This window comes from uncultured Desulfosarcina sp. (assembly GCF_963664155.2).
In the GTDB taxonomy this organism is placed as follows: Bacteria; Desulfobacterota; Desulfobacteria; order Desulfobacterales; family Desulfosarcinaceae; genus Desulfosarcina.
In genome coordinates this window covers 5,160,384-5,184,540 of the sequence record NZ_CAXXXH010000001.1, presented here as the reverse complement: position 1 = coordinate 5,184,540, position 24,157 = coordinate 5,160,384, and the positions used below count along the sequence as shown (strand labels likewise).

Below are 24,157 nucleotides of genomic sequence, written 5' to 3'. Positions count from 1 at the left end.
AGGTCAGAAAAGACTGAAGTCCGAATTAAGGGATTGAAAGATTCAGGAATTAACCGAACCCAAACACAGGAAACGCAATGAACTCAACAAACTCAATGGACCCGACCTACCGCCTGGGCATCGATCTGGGCGGCACCAAGATCGAGGCCATCCTGCTGGACCCGGATGGCCGCAGCCTGCTCAGGGAACGCATGGCCACGCCGCGTGATCCGGACGGCCCTGCCGAATACGAAAAGATTCGGGATGCCGTCCACGCGCTGACCCGAAGCACATTGGATAAAGTGCCCAACGGTCAGGGTTGCACCATCGGCATCGGCATCCCCGGCACCATCAACGATCGAAGCGGCCGGGTCCAGAATGCCAACACCACCGGGCTCATCGGCCACCCCTTCCAAGCGGACCTGGAGCGCCTCCTGGGCCGCCCCATCGCCATGGAAAACGACGCCAACTGCTTCACCCTGGCCGAAGCCAGAGATGGCGCCGCCAAAGGGTATCACCTGGTGTTCGGCATCATCCTGGGCACCGGCTGCGGCGGCGGCATCAGCATCGGCGGGCACATCCACACCGGCCGGCACCGCATCGGCGGGGAGTGGGGCCACTTTGCCGTGGACCCGGCAGGCATGCGCTGCTACTGCGGCAACCGGGGGTGCGTGGAAACCAAAATCAGCGGCGGCGGCGTAGCCCGATCCTTTTTCGAACACACCGGGCGGCGGCTCACGCTGGAGCAGATCACCGACGGCTACCGGCAGGGTGACGCCGCATGCACAACCGCTTTCGAGCAGTTTCTGGACGATTTCGGCCGTTGCCTGGGGGGCTTGATTTCCATTCTCGACCCCGATGCCGTAGTGCTGGGCGGCGGGGTGTCCAACATCGACGAACTCTACACCCTGGGGCTGAAGCAGGTACGGCGCTATGCCTTCCACGAACGCGTGGAGACCCCCATCTTGAAACACCGCCTGGGCGACTCCGCCGGCGTTATCGGCGCCGCCTGGATCGGCAAGTGAGACAGCAGACAGCTCGCAGCGGATAGCTCATGGCAACGGTAGTTTTGCCGATTTTATCATAAAATCAGCCCTCTTCTTTCATTTTGGCATTTGGTTTTTGACATTCAGCATTTTTATCGCTGCCAGACGCCGGCGACCATTCCCACACCTATCAGCTATCAGCTATGAGCAATAAGCTAATTCCCCTCACCGTCCGATCCCACTATTCCCTCATGTGGGGCACCGATTCGCCGGCGTCGATCTGCCGGGCCGCCCGACGCATGGGATACGACCGCCTGGCCCTTACCGACACGGACAACCTCTACGGCATGTGGAAATTTCTCAACGCCTGTCAGGAGGAAGGACTCACCCCCATCGTAGGGGCTGAAATCACCGATCCGAACAAGAACCACCGCGCCGTCTGCCTGGTTAAGGATACTACCGGCTATGCCAACCTGTGCCGATTGATCACCCGGCGCCACCGGGACCCGGCATTCGATCTGTCCATCGCCCTGCCCCGCCTGGCCAATGGCCTGCTGGTTCTCACCACCCACGCCCGCCTGCTGGCGGCCTGGCACCGGGCCGGAGTCCACACGGCAGCGGCTCTGCCCCGTCGGCCCCCGTCCCCTTTCCACCCCGTGGTGCAGACGGCCCGAGGCCTGGGGATCCCCCTGGTAGCCACGCCGGGCAGTTTTTTTCTGGAACCGGACGGATACGCCGTCCATCGCCTGTTGCGGGCCATCGCCGGCAATACGACCCTTTCCCGGCTCGATCCCGGCGACACGGCCGTGGAAGAGGCTTGGCTGGCGCCGGCCAAAGAATATCACCGGCGATTCGCCGCTTGCACGGAAGCGGTGGACAACACGTGCAGACTTGCCGATGAATTAGCCTTCGCCGGCCCGGCCTTTGGTCTGGTCATGCCGCCGTGGGAAGACACCCGGAACCTCAGCGCCGATGATTGCCTGCGCCGGTCCGCCTATGCCGGTGCCCACACCCGTTACGGGGAAGAACTGGGCGAGGCCCTGGTGGAGCGACTGGAACACGAGCTGGCCATCATCGCCCGCATGGATTTTTCGGCCTATTTCCTGGTGGTACAAAAAATCGTGTCCCAAAGCCCCCGCACCTGCGGCCGGGGATCGGCCGCCGCCTCCCTCGTCGCCTATTGTCTGGGCATCACCAACGTCTGCCCGGTGAAACACAACCTCTACTTCGGCCGATTCCTCAACCCTGGACGAACGGACCCGCCGGACATCGACGTGGATTTTGCCTGGGATGAACGGGACGCGGTCATCGACGGCGTGCTGGACCGCTTTGCCGGCCAAGCGGCCATGGTCGCCAGCCATATTCTGTTCCAGCCCCGCATGGCCCTGCGGGAGACCGCCAAGGTTTTCGGCATGCCCGATGCCGAGATCGGCGAGGTCACCCGGCGCCTGCCCTGGTTCTGGCAGCGGGGAGAACTGGACGCGGGATTGCTGGAGAACCTGAGGCAGCGCCCGGAAACCCGCCACCTGGATTTCGTTCACCCCTGGCCGCAGATCATGGCCCTGGCCCAGCGGATTATCGGCATCCCGCGCCACCTCTCGGTGCATCCCGGTGGTGTGGTGATAACCCCAGGTCCCATCCGCGACTATGTCCCCATCGAAAAAGCCCCCAAAGGGGTCCCCCTCATCCAATGGGACAAGGAGGGCGCCGAGGATGCCGGCCTGGTGAAAATCGACCTGTTGGGCAACCGGAGCCTGGGGGTGATCCGGGATGCACTGACCAACGTGAGGGCAAACGGCATCGACTTCGACGAAAGCCGCTGGGAACCCGAGGACGATCCGGCCACCCGGGATACGGTGGCCCGGGGCCGCACCATGGGTTGCTTTTACATCGAAAGCCCGGCCATGCGGCTGCTCCACCAGAAAGCCGGCAACGGCGACTTCGACCACCTGGTGGTTCACTCCTCGATCATCCGGCCGGCGGCCAACGCCTATATTCAGGAGTACCTGCGCCGCCTGCACGGTGGCAGTTGGGACCCCATCCATCCGCTGCTGGCCGACGTGCTGGACGAAACCGTCGGCATCATGGTCTACCAGGAAGACGTCTCCCGCGCAGCCAAGGCCCTGGCCGGTTTTTCCGACGCCGAGGCCGACGGCTTGCGCAAGATTATCGCCAAAAAGGACCGGCAGCGGCAGTTGGCCGATTTCCATGACCGCTTCATGGCCGGCGCCGCAATCCGGGGCGTATCACCGGATCAGGCCGGTGCCGTATGGCAGATGATGATGAGCTTTTCCGGGTACTCCTTCTGCAAGCCTCACAGCGCTTCCTACGCCCGGGTCTCGTTCCAGGCGGCCTTTCTCAAGACCCATTACCCGGCCGAGTTCATCGCCGGGGTCATCAGCAACCAGGGAGGCTTCTACAGCACCTTTGCCTACGTTTCCGAGGCCCGGCGCATGGGGCTGGTGGTTGACCCGCCGGACGTCAACACCAGTTCGATCCGATGGACCGGCAAAGCTCGCCATGTAAAGGTGGGCCTGATGGCGGTTGGCGGATTGGGCGGACCGACCATGGAGAAAATCATAGCATGCCGGCAGACATCGGATTTCAAAGACATCACCGATTTTCTCGATCGCGTGCAGCCCCATGAAGACGAGATTCGTGCCATGATCCACTGCGGCGCCCTGGACACGTTGGACACCGAGCGTTCGCGGACCCGATTGCTGTGGACCCTGGCCCAATGGCAGGCCGCGCGGCGGCGGTCACAGGGACAGGCAAATCTGTTTACAGCCCGGAGACTCACCGTGACTGAAACGCCACCGCCCGTATTTCCGCCGGAGGATCCTGCCACGCGCCTTCGTCGGGAATATGCGGCTCTGGGTTTTCTGTGCAGCCAACACCCCATCACCCTGTTTGCCAACGTTATCATGACGATGCACACCGTGAAGGCGAACCGCCTTCCGGGTCTGGTGGGCCGTCGGGTTCGCCTGGCCGCCTGGCTGGTCACCGGCAAGGTGGTGCATACCCGCCGCGGGGATCCCATGGAATTTCTCACTTTCGAAGATGAAACCGGTATTGTTGAGACCACTTTTTTCACCGAACCCTACCGCCGCTTCTGTCACATGATCGACCGGAATCGACCCTACCTGCTGGCGGGAAAGGTGGAAGCGAACTGGGGCGCCGTAACCCTGACCGTGGATCGGGTGCAGGCCATAGAAAGAAGGGTGAAGGGTGAAGGGTGAAGGGTGAAGGGTGAAGGGTGAAGGACGCAATCATCATGAACGCGTTGCATCAAGTAAAAAGCGTTGTCCTTGGCCCGGGATGCGTTATTTGGAAGCCCGTTTCACGGCACGCTGGAGGGCGCCGGTGATCTTTTTGGCCGGCCAGGCCGTCACCGACCATCCGATGGCCATAACCATCAGCCAGGCCATCACTTCCCCGCCCTGGCTCAGGTTCCGTCCCTGGGTAAGCAGCGGTCCCAAAAAAAGGGCGCAAATAAAACCGGCGACGATGCGCCAGATATCTTCTGAAAAAAGCAGATAAAAGAATATATAGGAAACGGTTATGGGGCGTTTTTGCATGTTCACTCCTTGGGCAGCCATGGGATCCGGTCGTTGCATAAAAGCTTTTGGCCGCCGGGTCAAGGGCTATGGGAAAATTGTTAACCCGGGATGGAACCGGATGGTGGACCGGCGGCAAGGCACGGATTGACACGATGGCCCTTTTCACCTATTTTGAGACGGTGACAAACGGGGATCAGAAATGAATTTAACGACGAGCTTTAATACACTGGGCATAGGCCCGGACACGGATGAAGCGCAGGCCAAACGCGCCTACAAGGCCCAGGTGCGGCGCTGGCATCCGGATCAGTTTCCCGAAGGGTCGGCCACCAAGGCCGGGGCCGAAGAGCAACTGAAGCAGATCAACATCGCCTACGCCCGGGTCAAGGCACACCTGGCGACGCACCGGCCGGATCCCACGGTCACCGCTGCCACCGCCCCCTCTCCTCCGGATCAGGGCACCACCGACCGCCCCGAACCACCCGATGAAAAATCGAAAAAGCGTTCCTGGGTCGACCACCTGTTCGACACCCTGAACGCCTTTGCGGGAAACCGTGCCGCCGAACCGCCGTCGCCGCCGGCCGATGAAACCGGTGCAAACCGGCGAAAGAGCTTTGAACAGGTTCTCGATGAAATGGCCGGTGGAGGCATCCCCCCCACACAGACGCGCCAACCGGGCAACCCTGCCGCCGCTCACCGCCGCACCGCTTCCGGCTACCGGCCATACCGCCGCAGGGGGGGAACCGTGGGTACGGTGGGCAGTCCGGAAAGCCCGGGGCCGGTTAAACCGGTAGGCCGGGTTCGGGGAATCGGCAGGAGCCGATAACGCTTTATCGGCCCAACGCTTTCAGCAGGGCAACCATCAGCCGCCACACCTTTTCTACCGATGGCAGATAGAGCCGCTCGGACGGCGAGTGAGGATTCTCTATGGTGGGCCCCAGGGAAATCATATCCATGTCAGGGCACCGGTCACCGATCACCCCGCACTCCAGGCCCGCATGCATGACCTGCACCGTGGGCGCGGCATCAAACAGCTCCCGATAAAGCGCCGTACAGCGTTTGAGCAGCGGGGATTCCCGGTTCATGGGCCATGAGGGATAGCCCGAACCCGTGTGAACCGTGGCCCCGGCCAGGCGTCCCACCGCTTCAACCGCCTGACACATGGCGTCGAGTCGGGAGGGCACTGAACTTCGCTGGCTGGAGGTCACCGCCAATGCATCGTCGCTTATCTCCACCATGGACAGGTTGGCGGATGTCTGCACCAGAAGCGGAAAATCCTCGGCCATTTCAGCCGGACCGCAGGGCAGCGCCGCCAGCAGGTTCACCACCATAGCCGTATCGTTTTCCGTGACGCCGCGGCCATCCGCGGCAACGGGTCCTTTTTTTTCAATATGAATCGTCAGTCCCGGGTCTGCCGTCCGGTACTCCTGGTCGATGATCCGGGCAAGCGAACCGAGTGCTTTCACCAGTTCATCGATCCGATCACGGCGACAGGCCACGACCGTCTCGCACGCACGGGGAATCACATTTCTGCCGGTGCCTCCCTTCAGTTCCACAAGCCGCATCGGTGAGGCCGAAATCCCGGCACTCAGCAGGCGGGCCATGACCTTGTTGGCATTGGCACGATGTTTGGCGATGTCCACCCCGCTGTGCCCGCCCTTCATGCCGTGGGCGGACACGTCCACCCATTCATACCCGCCATCAAGGATCTTTACCTCCAATGGCCGATTGATGGTAGTGTTTCGACCCCCCGCACATCCGACGATAAAGACCCCTTCATCCTCCGAGTCCAGGTTGATGAGGATTCTTCCCGACAGCAATGACGGGTCCATCTTCAGGACGCCGGTCAGGCCGGTCTCCTCGTCCACCGTAAAAAAAAGCTCCAGGGGAGGATGAGTGACATCCGGACTGTCCACCAGGGCAAGAGCCAGGGCGATGGCTATCCCATTGTCCGCCCCCAGGGTGGTTTCCCGGGCAGTCAGCCAGGGGCCGTCCTGCACCATGCGGATAGGATCTTTGGAAAAGTCATGATCCGAGCCGGCATGTTTTTCACAGACCATGTCCATATGACCCTGGAGGATGACGGTGGGTGCGTGTTCGAAACCGTTGCTGCCCGGAACCTGAACAACCAGGTTGCCGGCTGAATCCGCTTTCACGGCCAGGCCCCTGTCCATGGCCCATTGCTGCAGCCACCGGGAAATCTGCTGTTCCTGTTTCGAACATCGCGGAATCTGGTTGATCTGTTCAAAATAACCGATAATCGTTCGGGTCACAGGATGCATGCATCGATCTCCTTATTTACAGCGATCCGCAAAACGCAGGGATCATGAAGGTAATTTCAAAAAAGGAAGTCAAGATCTTAAAAAAAAAGCCGATATGCAAAATAGAACACCGGGGGTGCAAACCGGAAGGATGCATAAAAACCCAATGAACACCAAATTTCTGATGACCATCGCGTTTTTGTTTTTTCTCTCCTGGAAAAAAGCCGCAGACAGCTTCCTCCTGTTCTGCGCCCTGTTTGCCGCCGGCCTGTGCGTATGCGTGTTGATCTACCGCATGGAAAACACCCACTCGGTCATCGACGAAAAGACCGAATAACCATCGATTTATAGACGCCTACGGATGTCGGGTCATGAGCGTCTTTCCAAACAGTCCAGCACTGCCTGGCAATTACCTGGCGCGGTCACCAGCAGGTGTTCTTCGATCCGCTCTCCGTTGAGATAGTCGTTGAGATAGAATTTTTCGCCGCTGGCTGTAAACAGCCTCCCGCCGGCCGCCTCCACGATCATCCGCGCAGCGGCCAGATCCTGAAAGGATTCGTTGGCGGTCACCGCTACATCCGCACGCCCCATGGCCACGTAACACAGGTGGGCGCCGGTGCATCCCAGGTTTCTGATCTTTCCGGGAAACCGGGAAACATAGTGCCGGTGAAATCTTGAAAAGGTGAACATCAGGCTTTCGTCGTCTATGGTCTGATCATCGGTCATCCGGATACGTTTCTCACCCCAGAAGGACTCGCCGCCGGCCCGGGCATGAAACAGGTCACCGGTGGCCGGCATGTAAAAGGCACCGAAAACCGGCCAGAAATTTTCCAGGAGCGCCAACGACATACCCCAGATGGGAATACCCGCCTGATAATTGTCCACCCCGTCAATGGGATCGAAGATCCACAGGTATCGTCGGCTATCGTGGGTATAGGCGGTATCCAGCGTTTTGCTGGTGAACATCCGGTGGTCGGGATACTGATCGCTCAAGGCTTGTTGGAAGCGTTTGCCGATCTGCAGTTCTGCCCGGGTAACCAATCCTTCATCAAATTTGGTCGGCCCCCTGCCTTTGCCAAAGCTTTCCATCGCGGCTTGACCGGCACTGCGAATGGCGTTGATGGCAAACGCCGCCAACGCTTCGATCCCATGGATTGGCTCCTGTCTCATTTCACCCCCTGATGGTTTAAGAGTCGGTTTTCCTGCAAACACAGATGGCCGGACAAATGCAAAAACCGACACGCCCCTAGTGAGGAGGGTCGGTTTTGCTATTTATGGCATACACGCAAGGATCATCAGGCAACAGTGCTAAGGCTGAAACAAACGGCAATGACGACAGAAATGCTCGCGACTGTAAATGATCAGGCATGAAAAACAGGACGGGCGGGTTTACATGGGTCGCATCCCCGATTCTCCGTCAGGAATACCAGGGATAGCCGGCTATTTTTTCGAAGAGGCGTACCCATCGGCATACCATCCGCCGCCTTTCAGTTCGAAACTGCATGCGGAAAGTATTTTCTTGGCCTTACCGTGGCATTTGGGGCACTCAACCGCTTGGGTATCCATCCGCACCAGTTCTTCGGTAATATGACCGCATTTGCACTGAAATTCGTAAACCGGCATCACTCTTTCCTTTCTGGGTCAGGCAGCCTGTGCAAGCGGCATTCTCACTTGCAAGTGCCCGTTTTTGAGCCAACTTAGTTCCGTTTTCGTATCGTGTCAAGACCCGATCGCAACTGTTTTGTATGCCGCAGAAATCCGAAAAAAAATCGACGGACCCGAATCTCTCATCCGGATCCGCCGATCGCATCACTGGAGCAACCTTGCCTATTTACGCTCTATCTTCACCACCAGGTACCCGGCGTCACGTCGCTTGACCAGCAGTTGAATGGTATTGTTCTCCTCGTTCTTTTTCATCAGTTGGACAAAGTCTTTCCGGTCCTTCACGACGGTGCGGTTGATTTCTTTGATGATATCGCCGGGCCGCACATCGGCATCCCGCGCAAGGCTCTCATCTTTTACATCCGTAACCAGCACACCGCTTTCCTTGCCGTCAATACCGAAACGACGGGCGATATCCGAATCCAGATCCGTGACCTCGATGCCCAGTTCGTCATTCTCCCGGCTCTGGGCGGCGATGGTCTTCTCGTCATCCTCCCGTTTGGCCAAGGTTACCGTCAGGGCTTTTTTCTTGCCGTCCCTTATCAGGTCGATTTTTGTCTGATGCCCCACCGGCGTGTTGGCAATCATGGAGGAGAGTTCCCGGCCGGTTGTCACATTTTGGCCGTCCACGGACAAAATAACGTCATTGACTTTGATTCCGGCTTTATCCGCCGGATCACCTTCGAACACCTGAGTTACCAGCACACCCTTTTCCGCCTTCAGGCCATAATAATCGGCCAGTTCCGGGGTCAGGTCCTGAATCCCCACTCCCAGCCAGCCGCGGGTAACTTCTCCCTTGTCCTTGAGTTGATCGATGATGCCCTTGGCCAGGTTGATGGGGATCGCAAAGCCAATGCCTTGGCCGCTGGCGATGATGGCCGTGTTGATGCCCACCACCTCTCCATCCATATTTAGCAGCGGCCCGCCGCTGTTGCCCGGATTGATCGAGGCGTCGGTCTGGATAAAATCGTCATAGGGCCCCGAACCGATGATTCGCCCCTTGGCACTCACGATGCCGGCCGTGACCGTCTGTTCCAGGCCAAAGGGGCTGCCGATGGCCACCACCCAGGTGCCCACCTTCAATTTTTCTGAATTGCCCAGTTCAAGGGGTTTAAGATTCTTCGCCCCTTCGATGCGAATCAGGGCAAGGTCCGTCTTTGGGTCCCGTCCCACCAATTCTGCGTCAAACTCCTTGTCATCGGCCAGGATCACCTTGATCTGGTCGGCATCATCGATCACATGGTTGTTGGTGACGATGAAACCGCTGTCATCGATGATGAATCCGGAACCCAGACTGCGCTGTTTGAAGTCGCGCTGTTGGCCGTCGCCCTGAAACGGGCCGAAAAATTCGTCAAAAGGGCTTCGGTTACCGCCATGGGGGTTACCGAAAAAATGACGGAAAACCGGACTGCCGCCCTTTATTGTTTTCACGGTACGAATGTTAACCACACCGGGTCTGGCAGCTTCGGCCAGTTCGCTGAAACTTTCCGGTGCGGAGAACGCGTGCGCCGTATCGACCACTGGTGTGGCCGCCCAAAGAAGTGCTGCCGCACCGAGGACCAGAAAAAAAACAAAAACCGATTGAGACATCTTCTTAAATTTGATCATAAACGACCTCCTTAACCATCCTTGGTAATAACGAAATGGAAATATATTCAACACCCGCGTCATTCAATGAAATCAAATATAACCGGACAGGGTTACGGAAAGATGACTGAAAAATTACCAAAAGGTAATCTTGGGAAGAAAGGCGGGATGAGAGGGGGTGGTCGTGGAACACCCTTATTTGTTGCCCGACGATTCGGGCGCCTCATCAGGAGATGATGATGCCAGTTGTTCCCTCAGTGCCATGCCGATCTGCTCCATCCGGTAGGGTTTTTTGATATAAGGCCCGGCACCTAAACGCTGGGCTTCCCGCACGCGCTCAGACTCGGAAAAGCCGCTGGCGATGACTGCTTTCTGGTCTGGAGAAACGGCCAGAATCTGACGATAGGTGTCAAGGCCGTCCATCTCCGGCTCCATGATCATATCCAGAACCAGGATATCCACCGGCTTTTTGCGGATATATTGGACCGCTTCCGCACCACTGGCGACCGTATCCACCTGGTAGTCCAGGCGTTTAAGCATGAATGCAGCCAGATCTCGCTGTTCTTTGATGTCATCCACCACGAGAACGGACTCGCCGGCACCCCGGTATCGATCGATGGGAAGTTCCTCAACCGCCATTTTTTCAATCTGTCGGGTAATGGGGAAATAAAGGTCAAATACAGTCCCTTGCCCTTCGATACTGCGGGCGTCGATAAAACCGCCATGATCTTTCACGGTACCCCATACCACCGCCATGCCCAAACCTGTGCCACTGCGGCCCATTTTCTTCTTGGTGTAAAAAGGCTCGAAGATCCGTTCCAGGTCCCGGGCCGAAATCCCGATTCCGGTGTCGGCCACCCGCAGCAGCACATATTCGCCTTCCAAAACCGTCTCGAATCCGTGAATCGGACGGTCCACATAACAGTTCTGCGTACTTACGGTGATCTCCCCGCCGTCAGGCATGGCCTCGGCAGCATTGGTGACCAGATTCATGATGGTTTTCCCCAGATGTACCGGAGAGCCGATAATGTTAAATACCGCTGGAGCCAGATCCGAACGAATCGTCACTTGGGGATGGACGGATTTAAGCTTGGCCAATTCGGGACTGCCCAGATAGTCTTCAACCACACGGTTCAATCCGATGACGTCGGTAGCGGCCACCCCCCGCCGGGCCAGGGTCAGCATATCCTGAACAATGGCCGCTGCTTTTTCACCGGAGTTCTTAATGGTTTCGACGATGATGCGCGTCTCGCTGCCCTCGGGGGTATCCATGAGGAGCAACTCCGGATATCCCACCAATCCCGAAAGGATGTTGTTCAAATCGTGGGCCACGCCACCGGCCAGGGTACCGATGGCCTCCATTTTCTGCGCCCGCTGAAGCCGCGCCTCCATCTCCTTCATCGCCGTGACATCCGTGGCCACGGTGAGTTGGACGATACGGCCGTCTTCCCACACGATGGCACGGGAATAGATGATGTACCAGCGACCGTTAAGCGGGTTTTTTTCTTCCCAGGAATAGCTCTCACCGGGCCGGCCGTTCTCATCCAGCATCAGGTGGTTCTTGCAATGCTGGCAGGGCTTATCCAGTCCCTGGATCACTTCGTGGCAGAGTTTACCGACGACCTCGTCACCGTATGTCTGTTTCATGTGGCGGTTGGCCAGCAAAATGGCGTGGGTCTCCATATCCGACACATGGATATCCGCATCGATGCTGTCGAGGATCGATGCAAGCTGTTCGTGACTGGCCCGCACCCGTCCTTCGGCCTGTTTTCTCTCAAGGACCTCTTTATTCAAATCTCGATTAATCCGCTGAAGCGCGGTGGTGCGCTCTTCCACCCGCTTTTCCAGATTCCGGTTGATATTGTCTGTTTTCTCCTTCTCTTTTTCCAACAGGTAATTCAGGAAAAAACTTTTGCGTTGATGGGTTTCGATGGAGTAGCAGATGAGCATGCCCAAGAGATTGATTCCCATGAAATGGGCGCCAAAAATCAACTGGATGACACCGGTGGCCTGCATCAGCCACATCATGGCTCCCTGGTAGCCGGCGATCACCAATAGCCCGGCAATGGAAGCGGTAATAAACCGGGCATGAATAAAGGTGTATCCGAAAAAGACGCAAAAAATAATTCCCACCCCGTAATAATAGGCCTCGGGGGCAGGGGTGATCACCACCATGGCCACGTAGGCAAAACCGGTGACCATGATGTAAAAGGCGTTAATGAGCTGCCACAGCCGCCGGTAGGCTTCGGTATAGGAAAAAATCAGTCCAACCAGAAACACGGGACACACCAGCACATACCGGATGAACCATAACTGGAATTTCTGTTCAGGAAACACATAGGCGTCAAGAACACCGAATACACTGAAAAAAAGGATTGCGTATAATTTGCATCGTCGCACATGATCGATAGAGTTTGAAAAATAGGCTTTTTTAAAAAGGGGTTCCAGTAATTGATGACTTCCCGTAAAGGCCAGGGTCAACGGGTGGAGGCTGACTCGAATCAGGCTGTAGGAAATGGCGACATCAACTTTCTCCAAGGTCAAATTCATGATTCACCGTTGTTTTTTCGCCTGGCAAATGCGGCATCGCGGTAGAAGGAAAGGAGCGGGTTCAAGGCATGGATTCTATCTGTCGCCACTGCTCAACTGGATTGCATCCGGGGTAAGCTGAAGGTGAAAACGCTTCCATTTCCAAGCGTGCTCTCGACATGGATTTCACCGCCATGGACATGGGCAATGGCCCTTGCCAGGCTCAACCCCAACCCGGAACCACCGGCTGCCCGGCTCTGATCACATCGAAAGAACCGGTTAAATATCATGGGCAGATCTTCGGTGTCGATGCCGATGCCACTATCTTTAATGGAAACATTAATACTTTCAGTATCTTTATCACGAAACCCACAAATGTCAATATCACCCGGTGGCGGTGTATACTTGATCGCATTGTCCACAAGATTGGCTATCGCCCGCTGCAGCATTTTCAGATCACCTTCCACCATCAGGGATTCAGGCATGTTGCAGGTCAGGGAAACTCCCTTGTCTTCAGCCAAGGGGGCAAAAAGCGCCACCGCCCCGCGGACCACGTCGGCCATGTTCACCGGCCCCATGTTAGCATCTCCGGCGCCGGCATCGGATTTGGAGATCATCAACATGGTGTTGATCATATCCAGCAGCCGGTCACACTCTTCAATGGTGCTGCCGGCCAGGGTCACGTCATCGCCGCCGCAGGATGAGTCGGAGATGCTGATTTCAGCCATTCCGCGAATCCGCGCCACCGGACTTTTCAAATCGTGGGCAATGTTGTCACCCATCTCACGGATTCCGGCAACCAGTTTTTCGATGCGGTCCAACATCTGATTGAAGGTCACTGCCAGCCGGTCGATCTCCTCGTGGCGCGACGTGATTGGAACCCGCCGGGTAAGGTCGGATTCGGAAATCTGCTGCGCTGTGCGGGTAACCGCCTCTACACCGGAGAGGGCGTGTCTGGCCATGAACCAGCCCACCAGAACCGCTGTGAGGATCAGCGCGGACATGGTGACAAGAAAAATCTTCTTGAAAATAGCAATGAAGGCCGTGTCGTTTTCCATGGAATAACCCAACTGCACCACGACGCCCCTGCCAATGATGCCGTAGGCAATACGCACCCGATCCGGCCGACCGGCAAGGGTCAATGTTTCATAGACCCGCGAACGGCCCTCAACCAGTTGGGCGACAGCCTTTCGATTGATCCCGATCTCCTGCCAATAGGACATGTTGGATGAAGAAAAGGCCACACCACTGGCATACAGCAGGCGGAAAAAGATCTTTTTCTCACCGGCGGCCTGGGATTCGATCAGCGCGGCGGATTTGACCTCATCAAGTCCCTGAAGGTTATAGACAGCCTCGAATTCCGAAATTTTATCGGAAAGGCGGTTGTCCAGACGCTGCTTCAGGTTGGTGGAAATCAAGACATAGAAGAAAAAAAAAGCCATGCAGGAGGACAATAGGAAGATAATCCCGTACCATAAGGTCAGTCTGAAGGAGAGGGATCGGGGCAGTTTAATTTTTCTGGCGAAGGGCATACCCCACCCCGCGAACCGTGTGGATCATTTTGTCCTCGAACCCCTTGTCCACCTTGTCGCGGAGCCGGCAGATTCTCGCCTCCACCACGTTGGTCTGCGGGTCGAAATGGTAATCCCAGACATGTTCCATGATCATGGTCTTTGACACCACACGGCCGGCATTTCTCATCAGATATTCCAAAAGGGAATACTCCAGCGGCTGCAGTTCAATTTTGACGCCATCTCGGAGTACTTCACGCGTCAGCATATCGATCGACAGGTCGCCGCAGGACAGTCGGGTGGGTTCCTTGACCCCGCTGGCGCGCCGGATCAGCGCCTGCACCCTGGCCAGCAATTCCGAGAAGGCAAAGGGTTTGCTCAGGTAGTCGTCACCGCCGGTCTGAAGGCCCCTGACCCGATCATCGATTGAACTTTTCGCACTGAGGATGATCACCGGTGTCATCACCTTTTCCCGTCGCATCCGCCCAATCAGGGACAGGCCATCCAGCCCGGGCAGCATGATATCCACCACCGCGGCATCGTAAGGTTCGCTGAGAGCCAGGTCCAGCCCTACCATTCCATCCACCGCATGATCCACGGCAAAGCCTTCCGCCTTGAATCCTTTTTTAACGAAAGAGGCGATTTTTACATCGTCTTCGACCAGTAGGAGTCGCATTGTTTGTTTCCGGTTTAACCGATCCTTGAAAACTGTCATTCACACAGGTAAAACCCAACAGAATTACGTTGCTTTCGTTTGGGTTTGGCCAGCCATGGTTGGGAATATAATCGAGTCCGTACCCCTTGGCAAGCCGGGCATCGTGAAAAAATACATAAATGCGGCATCTTAAACCCGCAACGCAATTTTCTTGACAAAATCGACGGTCACTGAAACAGTGGGCGCCAACATAACTAATAGTTTAAACTGGGAAAAAAATGAACCGAAAAAGATTGTCCCTTCAATGGAAAGGAACGTTTATCGAGTTGTGCATGGGCCGCCTTCCCCGGGTCAAAAAAGGTGAAATCGATGCCCGCTGCACCGACGTAGACAGCCCTATCCAATCCTCATGGTACGACAACGCGGAACTGCTAAAAACGCTTTTTGGTGCGGATAACTGGTGGTCCGTCGACGACCTGGATCATGCCATGGGGCTGGTTTTTGCCGAGCGGTCCGCCCTCGACACCCGACTGGCAAAGATGACCGTTGAAATAGACGGAACCCCGGTAACCGTAGATCCAGAGGCATTCCAACTGAGTTTTTACGCCCCGGAAGCCATCGACCCCCTGGAAGATGGTGAAATGATCGTCTGCCACGGCGCCCAACGGGAGGCGACGCTGCATTTACAGGCCGATTTTGAAGCGCCCTTTGACCCCTCGCTGATCACGCTGTCCTTTTTGCATTACCGGGACTATGGCTACATTCTGATCGACTTGGATTACGATGGACACGATGATGTCCAGTTTGACTTAGGAGATACGACGTACCTCCAACCTCGATGCTTCGGAAAGGATTATTTCAATGACACTTCAAGATAAGCTGAAAGAAGATCTGAAATCAGCCATGAAGGCCCGAGACGAAGCCCGGAAAGAGGCAATCCGGGTCGTCATGGGCGAAATGGCCCGTTCGGACAAAAAACAATTACCGGATGACGAGATCATCCGGATACTCAAGAAGCTGATTAAATCGGAAAAGGAAATGCTTGAAAAGAGCGGACGGGGAGAGACATCACCCTTTATTGCCATCATCGATGCCTACCTGCCCAGAATGGCTACGGAAGACGAAATTGGCCGGTGGATCACCGCCAATATCGATTTTTCAACCTACAAGAATAAGATGCAGGCCATGGGCACCATTATGGCCCACTTTGGGTCTTCGGCCGATGGCAATACCGTCAAACAGGTCCTTCAGAATTTTTCTGCATAAAACGGTTTTTAAATCTTCAATCCAGAATCCCCACGACCGCGCCCGTCATGCAGGTGGCCAGCGTGCCGGCCGCCACGGATCGCCAACCCAGGGCAACGATCTCACTGCGCCGACCCGGGGCCATGGTTCCCATGCCCCCGATCATGATCCCCAAACTGCCGGGGTTGGCAAATCCGCACATGGCATAGGTCATGATGAGCATGCTTCGGTCACTCAGCGTACCCGGGGCCAGGCGGCTGAGTTCCAGGTAGGCAAGCAATTCATTGAGCATGGTTTTTACGCCCATGAGTCTGCCGGCCGCCGGCGCCTCCGGCCAGGGCACCCCCATGAGCCAGGCGATGGGTGCCATTACACCTCCCAATATACGTTGAAGGGTAAGGCGTTGTCCACCGATGTCAGGCAATATCCCCAGTATCGTATTGACAAGATGGACCAGTGCCACCAGCACCACCAGCATGGCGATTATGTTAATCAACAATTCAACACCTTGAAGGGTGCCTCGGGTGACTGCGTCCATGCTGCCGGCATGTGGATGGGCCTCCGCCAGTCGTCCACCGGTGGGAGACCCGGTTTCGGGGACCATGACCTTTGCCACGGTGACGGCGGCCGGCACGCTGATGATGGAGGCGGTGAGAATATGCCCCATGACGCCGGGAATGACACCACCCAGGATACTGGCGTACAGCACCATCACCGTACCGGCAATGGTGGCCATCCCCGCCGTCATCAGGGTGAACAGCTCGCTGCGGGTCATCTTTTCGAGGTAAGGCCTTACAAACAACGGGGACTCCACCATTCCCACAAATACGTTGGCCGACACCCCGAGGCCTTCGGCACCCCCCAGCCCCATGGTTTTTCGCAAACACCAGGAGAAACCCCGGACGACCAATGGCAGGATTTGCCAATGAAACAGCAGCGCCGACAGGGCGCTGATCACCAGAACCAACGGCAGGGCACGAAACGCCAGGATAAAGGCAGCCCCGGGATAGGCCTCGACATAGGGCAATGGGGCGCCGCCGAGGTAGCCGAAAACGAATGCCGTTCCGGCTGTGGTGGCCGCCTCCAGAGCCATCACCCCATCGTTCACCACCAGGAAAAATTGCCTGAAAACCGGCACCTTCAGAAGGATCAGGCCGGTGATCACCTGGGCGCTGATGCCCGCGGCAACGATTTTCAACGATACCTGCTTGCGATTTTCACCCATCAGCCAAGCCAGGAGAAGAAAAACCACCAGTCCGGCCGATCCCTGTAAAATCATGGATTCTGTCCCAGTCGTCCGTTAGCGTTGCCGACGCCCTGATATCGCGGACCCGTCCTATCCGCCGTCCCTGATCAATACTTTCGCGATCTGGATGTCATATGCCCGGCGGGGATCGAAACGACCGCGTTTCTCATACAGCACCTGAGCCTGTTGAATGGCGTCATAGGGAACCCAGCCGTGATCATTCCAGACGCTGGGGTCGTCTTCGTTTTTCATTCTGAATTCAACATCCTCATTTTTCTCGCGTACATACATGCGCACCCGCTTGTTCTCAGGAACGGGGTAGTAGTAGATACCGATTTTGTCTTTCATACCTTCAATTGTCCTCCGATCATGGATGGGCACGACCTAAAACAGGCCGTTTTCCTTTAACACCGATGCAGCCTGCCCTCCAATGCGGGTGACCCGGGTCAGGGCCTGCGTCAGATGAAATGCGGTTTCCTGTGGAACGCCGGAATTGATCATCACCAGCGCCATATTGATTTTTATTCCGATCTCTCGCCAGCCTTGGTCACCGGTGATCCTGCCGGCCAAATCCGATTCATCGGCGACCATATGGGCGAGGGTTTTAAGCAGGCTCAGCCCCTGCTGTCGACCCGGACCGTCCATGGCCGCCACCTGGTCCGAAACCTGGCAGATCCATATTAATCCCGACTTCACTTTCTCGCTCTGGGTGTAAGCCGAGATAGCCTGTCTGACATCAATCTGCCAATCATCCTTCTTTTCCAGTGGTTCATAATCAGTCATGTTGCGCCTGCCGTTGTGCCAATGGTAACGTGTTCTATCGAATATTTCATCTTTTTCAAAGTTTTTTCTTTTCAGGAATAGGGTTCTGAGATAGCTTTTCTGCAGTCACCCCATTGACCTGTCGTCAGTCACCCACGGGAGCCGTCTGGATGAACGAACGCCGCCGATTGAAGCATCTTGCCATGCCTGCAAAGGAATTTCAATCCGGTGGAACTCTCGGTTTTTCCATCGAGACCCCTACGACCGACCACCGTCCCCCGCAGGATGTGCTGAAGGAAAGAGATCTTCAACTGTCTGCCATTATCCATGCTTTTGACGGTTTTGTGTATGTTTGCGACAAAGATTTTCGTATAGCGTTCATGAACGAGCGGTTGATCCAACGAACCGGCTTTGACGGCACCGGGCAGCTTTGCCACAAGGTATTACACAATCTGGACAAGGTTTGCCCCTGGTGCTGCAACGACCGTGTATTCAAAGGAGAAACCGTTCGCTGGGAAGTGAAGAGCCCCAAAGATCAGCGCTGGTATTACGAAATCGACACCCCCGTGTCGCACCCGGATGGATCCATTTTCAAATTCGGCATGATCATCGACATCCACCAGCGGAAGACAGCCGAACAAGAACTGGAACGACACCGGCGCAACCTGGAAGAACGGGTTCGCCTGCGGACCCGTGACCTGACACTGATCAACGAACACCTGCTCAACGAAATTGAGGACCGCAAAAAGATCGAGAAAACCTTGCGGGAAAGCCAGGAGCGGCACCGCATCATTTTCGACGGCTCCCGGGATGCCATTTTCATCAGCGGCGCCGACGGGTCGATCCTGATCTTCAACCGCAGGGCTTCCCAGTTGACCGGATACCTGCCGGATGAACTCAAGAAACTAAAAATATTTGATATGTACGCCAAAGTGGACCCCGAACGGCACAGTGACTTTTTTAAGCGCATCTGGGCCGGTCAATCCATCTCCGGCGAGGTGAAAATCGCCAGAAAAGACGGCCGCACCATCTTTACGGAGTTCTACAGCCGCAAGATTGTGATCGCCGGCAAAGCCTGTGCCCACACCATCGCCAGGGATATAACCGCCCGCAAAAAATCCGAAGCCGCCCTTCGCCGCAGCGAGGCCAAATACCGGGAACTGGTCCAGAATACCAACAGCATTATCGTGCGTTATGACCCGTTGGGCCACATCACTTTCTTCAATGAATATGCCCGGAAATTCTTTGGTTACCCCGAGCAGGAGATCATCGGACGGAATATTCTGGGAAGCATCATTCCATGGCGGTCATCTTCGGGACGGGACTATCGGTCCCTGATGATGGACTTTTTGAAGCATCCGGAGCGATATCCCACCAATGAAATCGAAAACATCCGTCGGGGTGGATCGCGGGCCTGGATTGCCTGGACCAACAAACCCGTGTGTGACAAATCCAACCGGATCGTTGAAATCCTGAGCGTCGGGGTCGATGTCACCCAGCGCAAACAAGCTCAGGATCAGGTGCAGTTTCTCACCCATCAATTGATTAAAGCGCAGGAAAACGAACGTCTTAAGATATCCCGGGATCTGCACGACCATATTGCCCAGGACCTGTCCACCCTGAAAATCAGCCTTGAAACCCTGTTCAAAGATCAGCCTGCAGAAACCAGGGAAAAGGTTGTGCAACTTTCTGATATCCTCCAGAGGTCGATTGCCGCGGTCAGGGACATGGCCTACGATCTGCGTCCACCGGGTCTGGACCAGTTGGGACTGGTCAAAACCCTGTATTTATACTGCGAGGATTTTTCCAAATCCAGTGATGCGGAAGTCGATTTCGCGGCGGCCGGTGTGGACGAACTGAACCTTGAATATGAAACCGAAATCAACATCTACCGGCTGATCCAGGAAGCCTTGAACAACATCAAACGGCATGCGGGCGCCAACCGGGTAACCATTCGGGTGGTCGCCTCCTCGCCGGACATCGTTATTCGTATCAAAGACAATGGTAAAGGCTTTGACGTCAACGCCCGGCGGCAACAGGCGCTGAAGGAAAAGCGCATGGGCCTGCAAAGCATGGTGGAGCGGGTCCGTCTGCTGCAAGGGAAAATCAACATCCAATCCCGACCCGACAAAGGCACCTACATTTTTATCGCCATCCCTTTAAAGGAGAAAGCCAGTGTCCTCCAGGAAGAGCATTCTGATTATTGACGACCACCCGCTGTTCAGAGAAGGCCTCAAGTCGATTATTGCCGGGGACCGTCATTTCTCGGTCGAAGGCGAGGCCGGAGACGCACGCAATGGTTTTGACATGGCCCAAAAGATCAAGCCGGACGTCGCCCTGGTTGACATTTCGCTTCCCGATGAGAGCGGCATGCAGTTGACCCGACGAATCCGGGAGGCGCTCCCGGACACCCGGGTAATGATTATCAGCATGCACTCGAAGATCGACTATATCGTCGAGGCATTCCAGGCCGGTGCAACCGGCTATGTGGTCAAGGAATCTGCCGCCGGCCGTCTGGTTCAGGGGCTCCATGCCGTTACTGAAGGGGAGTATTTTCTGGACAGCTCCATCTCTCACGAGGTAGTGGAACGACTGATGAGATCTCCGGTCCGCGAGGCGCGGGTGAGTGATACGGACTATGGCCGTCTCACTCTTCGAGAACAGGAAATTATGCGCATGCTGGCTGAAGGGCTTCCGAAATCGGAAATCGCCTCCCGGCTCTGCATCAGCATTAAAACCGTCGAAAATCACCGGTCCAACATCATGAAAAAACTCGATCTGCACAGTGCGATGGATCTCGTGCGATACGCTGCCAAGCTGGGACTCATCGATATAGATCTGTGGAAAGAGTAAACGCAGCGTTTTTCTCCAGCCATTCAGCCAAATCTTTTTATTGTTGACGGGTATGACGATTCGGTTTACTTCAATTGGAATATCAACATATTGTATTTAACTCCCTTCTCACCCCCAAGATTTCTCCATAATCGGGAATTTCTCCCGGGACCTAGTAAAAAAACCTAAAAAAATGAATCGTATACCCTATAGACTTTTTGTTTTCTGCCGATATTATGGGTAAGCAGAGAAAAGCGGACCGTCTGAAAGGAGGTGGAAAATAGACCGTCCCTGCCTGCAATTTTAATAAATGGGTCACAGATAGAGAGGTTAACGGGTACCATGTTCTTTTAACACCCGTGAGGGTATGGCGCATGCCACGAAAGGAGAACAAGATGATATCTTCTCCATGCAAAACCTGCGAAAGAAGGAACGACCCGAAGGATGAATGCCTGAAAGACTGTAAAATTCTGCACGACGTTCAGGAATTCCATCTGATAACCGCAAAAAGCATCTGTTACAGTGCCATCGACTGCACGGAGGAAAGCCGCTACCACATCAAATCGCCGTCTGCGGCGATGATGAGCCCGTATTAGCGTCATTGACCCACATACAAAAGAGATAACGAGGATGGATCAACATCGATCTTCCGTTCCAGAGAACCAGGAACCCTATCGTTCCAGCAGTAAATCCGACCTTCCGCCCCGGGATGACAGGGGGAAAAAAAATTGTCCCGCCGGACGTGTGGATATTATCGCCATGGTCCGAAGCCTTCAGAGAACCGCGGGAATGACGGACTGTTTCAAAATGGGTAATGCGGACTGCGATATCACTGACTGCGACTGGCGCGCCTATTGTCAGGGCACGCCAGCGGAGCCCAAGAAAAACGGAAAGCTGAACAACCTAAAATAGACCGGATAGAAGCTCTTTCCGCCGTCATCCAGCCCATGCAGGACATGAGCGGACATCATTACGGAAGGTGTGGCAGTCAATCGCCGGATGACCAGAACCGCTTCAACCGGTCTTCCAGCTGCCGTTCTGATCCGATGATCGCCGTTGCCCAGTGGTCGGGCAGCAGGCCCAGGTAGGTGGAACGGCAAAACCGCTGGTCCACGAGCAGCAATGCGCCGCGATCCTGGTCCGTGCGGATTACCCTACCGGCGGCCTGCAGCACCCGGTTGATCCCCGGGAAACGGTATGCAAAGTCAAATCCGGCTCCCCGTCCATCAAAATAGCTGCGGATCAGATCCCGCTCCGGACAGATGGCCGGCAAACCCACCCCCACAATGATGGCTCCGCTGAGCCGCTCGCCAACCAGATCGATACCCTCGCCGAAAATTCCTCCCATAACGGCAAATCCGACCAGCGTTTGATGATTTTGCGCTGAAAAACGGTCAAGGAACTGGGTGCGTCCGGTTTCGTCCATCTCGCGGGCCTGCACCATGACCTGAACATCCTTCTCATGCTCTTTAAATCGTTCGACCACCATGGTCATGTATTCATAAGAAGGAAAAAAGCACAGGTAATTGCCTTTTTTAGAGTGGATGAAGCTTCGGACCAGGGCCACAATTCGATCCACGCTCTGTTCCCGGTGGGCGTAATAGGTGGATACGCCGCTGGCAATGAGCACTTTCAGATGTTTTCGTGGAAAAGGGGAAGGAATGGCCAGCATGGCCGCGGTCGGTGCGCATCCCAGTATCTCCTTGAAATAGGGTGCCGGTGCCATTGTGGCCGAAAAGAAGATGGCCGACCGGGAGCGACGCAGGGCCAGATTCAGATGCCCGGAGGGATCCAGGCAGAAAAGTTTGAGTTGAATGTCCTTGCCGGTTATCTGGCGGCAGGTCACATAGCTGTCGTCATATTGATCCCACACCCGCAGGAATCCGCTGGTTTCGAAATACCGTTCCAGAACGATTTCCCGGTAGGGGGTCGATTGATTCCTGGCCAGCCATCGTTCCGATACGCGCAAAAAACCGCGCAACAGGGGCTCCAACCCGTCTGGCAAACGGTTTTCAAATTGAAATCCGCCGGCTTCCTGGGTTTTTTTCCGCGCATCGAGCATCCAGGCGTTGACCTTTCCCGCCGCTCGATAAACCGCCGGCAGATGAGTTTTCACCGCCCGCCGGAGCGATAGGAATGCGCTTTTGTTCAGGTGGGCGGAAAACATCTCCCGGGACCGGTCCACCAGGTTGTGGGCTTCGTCCACCAGAAAGGCGTAGGCACCATTTTCCTCATCGAAGAAACGCTTCAGGTACACGCGGGGATCGAAGGCGTAGTTATAGTCGCAGATGATGCAATCCGCCCAACGTGACAGCTCCAGGGAAAACTCAAAGGGGCATACCCGGTGGGATCGGGCCACGGCCTCGATGGTATTGCTGTCCAGATTGTCATGGACAAACGCCTCGTCCAAAGCTGCCGACAGTCGATCGAAATGCCCGCGGGCAAACTCGCATACCTCCGGATTGCAGGTGGCATCGGGACAAAAGCAGATCCGGTCCTTGGCGGTCAGGGACACCCGTTTCAAACGAAGTCCCGATTCCTGGAGGATGTTCAGGGCCTTGACCGCCGAGGCCTTGCCGGTATTCCGGGCGGTAAGAAAAAATATCCGGTCGGTAAAACCCTCACCGAGCGTCTTGATCGCCGGAAAGAGCACCGCCATGGTCTTGCCGATGCCTGTGGATGCCTGGATGAGCGCCTGACCGCCATCCCGGATAGTTCGATAGACGGAGACCGCCATGGCACGTTGACCGGTTCGATAGGGGGTAAAGGGAAAGTCGAGGATATCTATGGCGGTATCACGAATATGGCGCCACCGGACGAGGGTCGTGGCCCATTTCAGATAGCGGTCGACCAGTGTCTGAAAAAAAGATTCCAGTTGATCATGGGTCAACACCTCGACCAGTTCCACGGTGTCGCCGGTATCCAGATGGCAGTATGTCAGCCGAACGGTCACCGTCCCAAGGTGCTGTTCACGTGCCAACAGGTAGGCATAAACCTTTGCCTGTCCCCAATGGCAGGGATTCTGCGCCTTTTCGATGACCTTCAGATCGGTGGTGGTTGATTTGATCTCTTCGACGATGACCCCTCTCTCGGTTTCGAGAACCCCATCGATGCGGCCGGCAACGACCAGGACCATATCCGCCGTTTCTACCTCCATTGAAACCGGAACCTCGGCGCGATACTCATCAGGCCGCTGCCGCTGGATCTTCTGGTGCACACGAATGCCTTCAAGGGGACGCCCGGAAACGGCAAACCGCATATCCAGATCGCCGGCGCGGAGCACAACGTCCACCAGCGTTCTGACGGCAATTTGATGTCGTTCTTTCAAACGGGTTCTCCCTTCTG

The 24,157-nt window shown here is 56.0% G+C and carries 21 protein-coding genes; 9 read left to right on the top strand and 12 right to left on the bottom strand.

Going from position 1 to position 24,157, the window contains the following annotated elements; all coding sequences use genetic code 11:
* The first annotated feature begins 77 nt into the window (after window positions 1–77).
* Both ACHZBS_RS23720 and ACHZBS_RS23715 read left to right on the top strand, forming a co-directional pair.
* Window positions 78–1,004 (top strand): ROK family protein, encoded by a 927-nt coding sequence (locus ACHZBS_RS23720; RefSeq protein WP_319408964.1) that lies wholly within the window; start codon window positions 78–80, stop codon window positions 1,002–1,004.
* Window positions 1,005–1,168: 164 nt separating this feature from the next.
* On the top strand, window positions 1,169–4,204 hold the full coding sequence (locus tag ACHZBS_RS23715; protein ID WP_319408963.1) for a DNA polymerase III subunit alpha: 3,036 nt from the start codon (window positions 1,169–1,171) through the stop codon (window positions 4,202–4,204).
* An 84-nt stretch (window positions 4,205–4,288) separates the two neighbouring features.
* Here the strand turns inward: ACHZBS_RS23715 and ACHZBS_RS23710 are convergent, their stop codons facing one another.
* Window positions 4,289–4,543, bottom strand: a complete 255-nt coding sequence (locus tag ACHZBS_RS23710) for a hypothetical protein (protein WP_319408962.1) — start codon at window positions 4,541–4,543, stop codon at window positions 4,289–4,291.
* A gap of 181 nt (window positions 4,544–4,724) precedes the next feature.
* Here ACHZBS_RS23710 and ACHZBS_RS23705 point away from each other — a divergent pair, with 181 nt between their 5' ends.
* The gene (locus ACHZBS_RS23705; RefSeq protein WP_319408961.1) at window positions 4,725–5,348 is read left to right on the top strand and encodes a J domain-containing protein; all 624 of its coding nucleotides are present in this window, start codon (window positions 4,725–4,727) and stop codon (window positions 5,346–5,348) included.
* 4 nt (window positions 5,349–5,352) lie between these two features.
* Here the strand turns inward: ACHZBS_RS23705 and ACHZBS_RS23700 are convergent, their stop codons facing one another.
* Window positions 5,353–6,804, bottom strand: coding sequence for an aminoacyl-histidine dipeptidase (locus ACHZBS_RS23700; RefSeq protein WP_319408960.1), 1,452 nt, complete (start codon window positions 6,802–6,804; stop codon window positions 5,353–5,355).
* 145 nt (window positions 6,805–6,949) lie between these two features.
* On the opposite strand from ACHZBS_RS23700, the gene ACHZBS_RS23695 reads away from it, so the two are divergent.
* Window positions 6,950–7,120 (top strand): hypothetical protein, encoded by a 171-nt coding sequence (locus ACHZBS_RS23695; protein WP_319408959.1) that lies wholly within the window; start codon window positions 6,950–6,952, stop codon window positions 7,118–7,120.
* A 32-nt stretch (window positions 7,121–7,152) separates the two neighbouring features.
* On the opposite strand, the gene ACHZBS_RS23690 is transcribed toward ACHZBS_RS23695, so the two are convergent.
* The 6 genes from ACHZBS_RS23690 to ACHZBS_RS23665 all read right to left on the bottom strand — a co-directional run bounded on the left by ACHZBS_RS23690 (window position 7,153) and on the right by ACHZBS_RS23665 (window position 14,748).
* Complete coding sequence (locus ACHZBS_RS23690; RefSeq protein ID WP_319408958.1) at window positions 7,153–7,953, bottom strand: inositol monophosphatase family protein; 801 nt, start codon at window positions 7,951–7,953, stop codon at window positions 7,153–7,155.
* Between the two features lie 270 nt (window positions 7,954–8,223).
* Complete coding sequence (locus ACHZBS_RS23685) at window positions 8,224–8,406, bottom strand: zinc ribbon domain-containing protein (RefSeq protein WP_319408957.1); 183 nt, start codon at window positions 8,404–8,406, stop codon at window positions 8,224–8,226.
* A gap of 204 nt (window positions 8,407–8,610) precedes the next feature.
* On the bottom strand, window positions 8,611–10,053 hold the full coding sequence (locus ACHZBS_RS23680) for a DegQ family serine endoprotease (RefSeq protein WP_319408956.1): 1,443 nt from the start codon (window positions 10,051–10,053) through the stop codon (window positions 8,611–8,613).
* A 174-nt stretch (window positions 10,054–10,227) separates the two neighbouring features.
* Complete coding sequence (locus ACHZBS_RS23675) at window positions 10,228–12,582, bottom strand: ATP-binding protein (protein ID WP_319408955.1); 2,355 nt, start codon at window positions 12,580–12,582, stop codon at window positions 10,228–10,230.
* Window positions 12,583–12,674: 92 nt separating this feature from the next.
* Window positions 12,675–14,093 (bottom strand): ATP-binding protein, encoded by a 1,419-nt coding sequence (locus tag ACHZBS_RS23670; RefSeq protein WP_319408954.1) that lies wholly within the window; start codon window positions 14,091–14,093, stop codon window positions 12,675–12,677.
* A complete protein-coding gene (locus ACHZBS_RS23665) occupies window positions 14,071–14,748 on the bottom strand; it encodes a response regulator transcription factor (RefSeq protein ID WP_319408953.1) in 678 nt (225 codons plus the stop codon). The genes ACHZBS_RS23670 and ACHZBS_RS23665 overlap by 23 nt, the downstream gene beginning before the upstream one ends.
* 257 nt (window positions 14,749–15,005) lie before the next feature.
* On the opposite strand from ACHZBS_RS23665, the gene ACHZBS_RS23660 reads away from it, so the two are divergent.
* Complete coding sequence (locus ACHZBS_RS23660; RefSeq protein ID WP_319408952.1) at window positions 15,006–15,605, top strand: hypothetical protein; 600 nt, start codon at window positions 15,006–15,008, stop codon at window positions 15,603–15,605.
* Window positions 15,589–15,993, top strand: coding sequence for a GatB/YqeY domain-containing protein (locus ACHZBS_RS23655; RefSeq protein WP_319408951.1), 405 nt, complete (start codon window positions 15,589–15,591; stop codon window positions 15,991–15,993). The genes ACHZBS_RS23660 and ACHZBS_RS23655 overlap by 17 nt, the downstream gene beginning before the upstream one ends.
* A gap of 16 nt (window positions 15,994–16,009) precedes the next feature.
* Here the strand turns inward: ACHZBS_RS23655 and ACHZBS_RS23650 are convergent, their stop codons facing one another.
* Genes ACHZBS_RS23650 through ACHZBS_RS23640 form a run of 3 tightly spaced genes read right to left on the bottom strand, consistent with a single transcriptional unit; the run spans window position 16,010 to window position 18,001 of the window.
* Window positions 16,010–17,251: a nucleoside transporter C-terminal domain-containing protein gene (locus ACHZBS_RS23650; RefSeq protein ID WP_319408950.1), complete on the bottom strand. Its 1,242-nt coding sequence runs from the start codon at window positions 17,249–17,251 to the stop codon at window positions 16,010–16,012.
* 57 nt (window positions 17,252–17,308) lie between these two features.
* Window positions 17,309–17,566, bottom strand: a complete 258-nt coding sequence (locus ACHZBS_RS23645; protein ID WP_319408949.1) for a hypothetical protein — start codon at window positions 17,564–17,566, stop codon at window positions 17,309–17,311.
* 36 nt (window positions 17,567–17,602) lie between these two features.
* Window positions 17,603–18,001 carry a hypothetical protein gene (locus ACHZBS_RS23640; protein WP_319408948.1) on the bottom strand — a complete coding sequence of 133 codons (399 nt, stop codon included), beginning with the start codon at window positions 17,999–18,001 and terminating at the stop codon, window positions 17,603–17,605.
* 149 nt (window positions 18,002–18,150) lie between these two features.
* On the opposite strand from ACHZBS_RS23640, the gene ACHZBS_RS23635 reads away from it, so the two are divergent.
* The 3 genes from ACHZBS_RS23635 to ACHZBS_RS23625 all read left to right on the top strand — a co-directional run bounded on the left by ACHZBS_RS23635 (window position 18,151) and on the right by ACHZBS_RS23625 (window position 21,408).
* On the top strand, window positions 18,151–20,187 hold the full coding sequence (locus ACHZBS_RS23635) for a PAS domain S-box protein (protein WP_319408947.1): 2,037 nt from the start codon (window positions 18,151–18,153) through the stop codon (window positions 20,185–20,187).
* Window positions 20,156–20,833, top strand: a complete 678-nt coding sequence (locus tag ACHZBS_RS23630) for a response regulator transcription factor (RefSeq protein ID WP_319408946.1) — start codon at window positions 20,156–20,158, stop codon at window positions 20,831–20,833. Before ACHZBS_RS23635 ends, ACHZBS_RS23630 begins: the two co-directional genes overlap by 32 nt.
* A 374-nt stretch (window positions 20,834–21,207) precedes the next feature.
* On the top strand, window positions 21,208–21,408 hold the full coding sequence (locus tag ACHZBS_RS23625; RefSeq protein ID WP_319408945.1) for a hypothetical protein: 201 nt from the start codon (window positions 21,208–21,210) through the stop codon (window positions 21,406–21,408).
* A gap of 392 nt (window positions 21,409–21,800) precedes the next feature.
* Here the strand turns inward: ACHZBS_RS23625 and ACHZBS_RS23620 are convergent, their stop codons facing one another.
* The gene (locus ACHZBS_RS23620; RefSeq protein ID WP_319408943.1) at window positions 21,801–24,140 is read right to left on the bottom strand and encodes a helicase C-terminal domain-containing protein; all 2,340 of its coding nucleotides are present in this window, start codon (window positions 24,138–24,140) and stop codon (window positions 21,801–21,803) included.
* Window positions 24,141–24,157 lie beyond the last annotated feature (17 nt).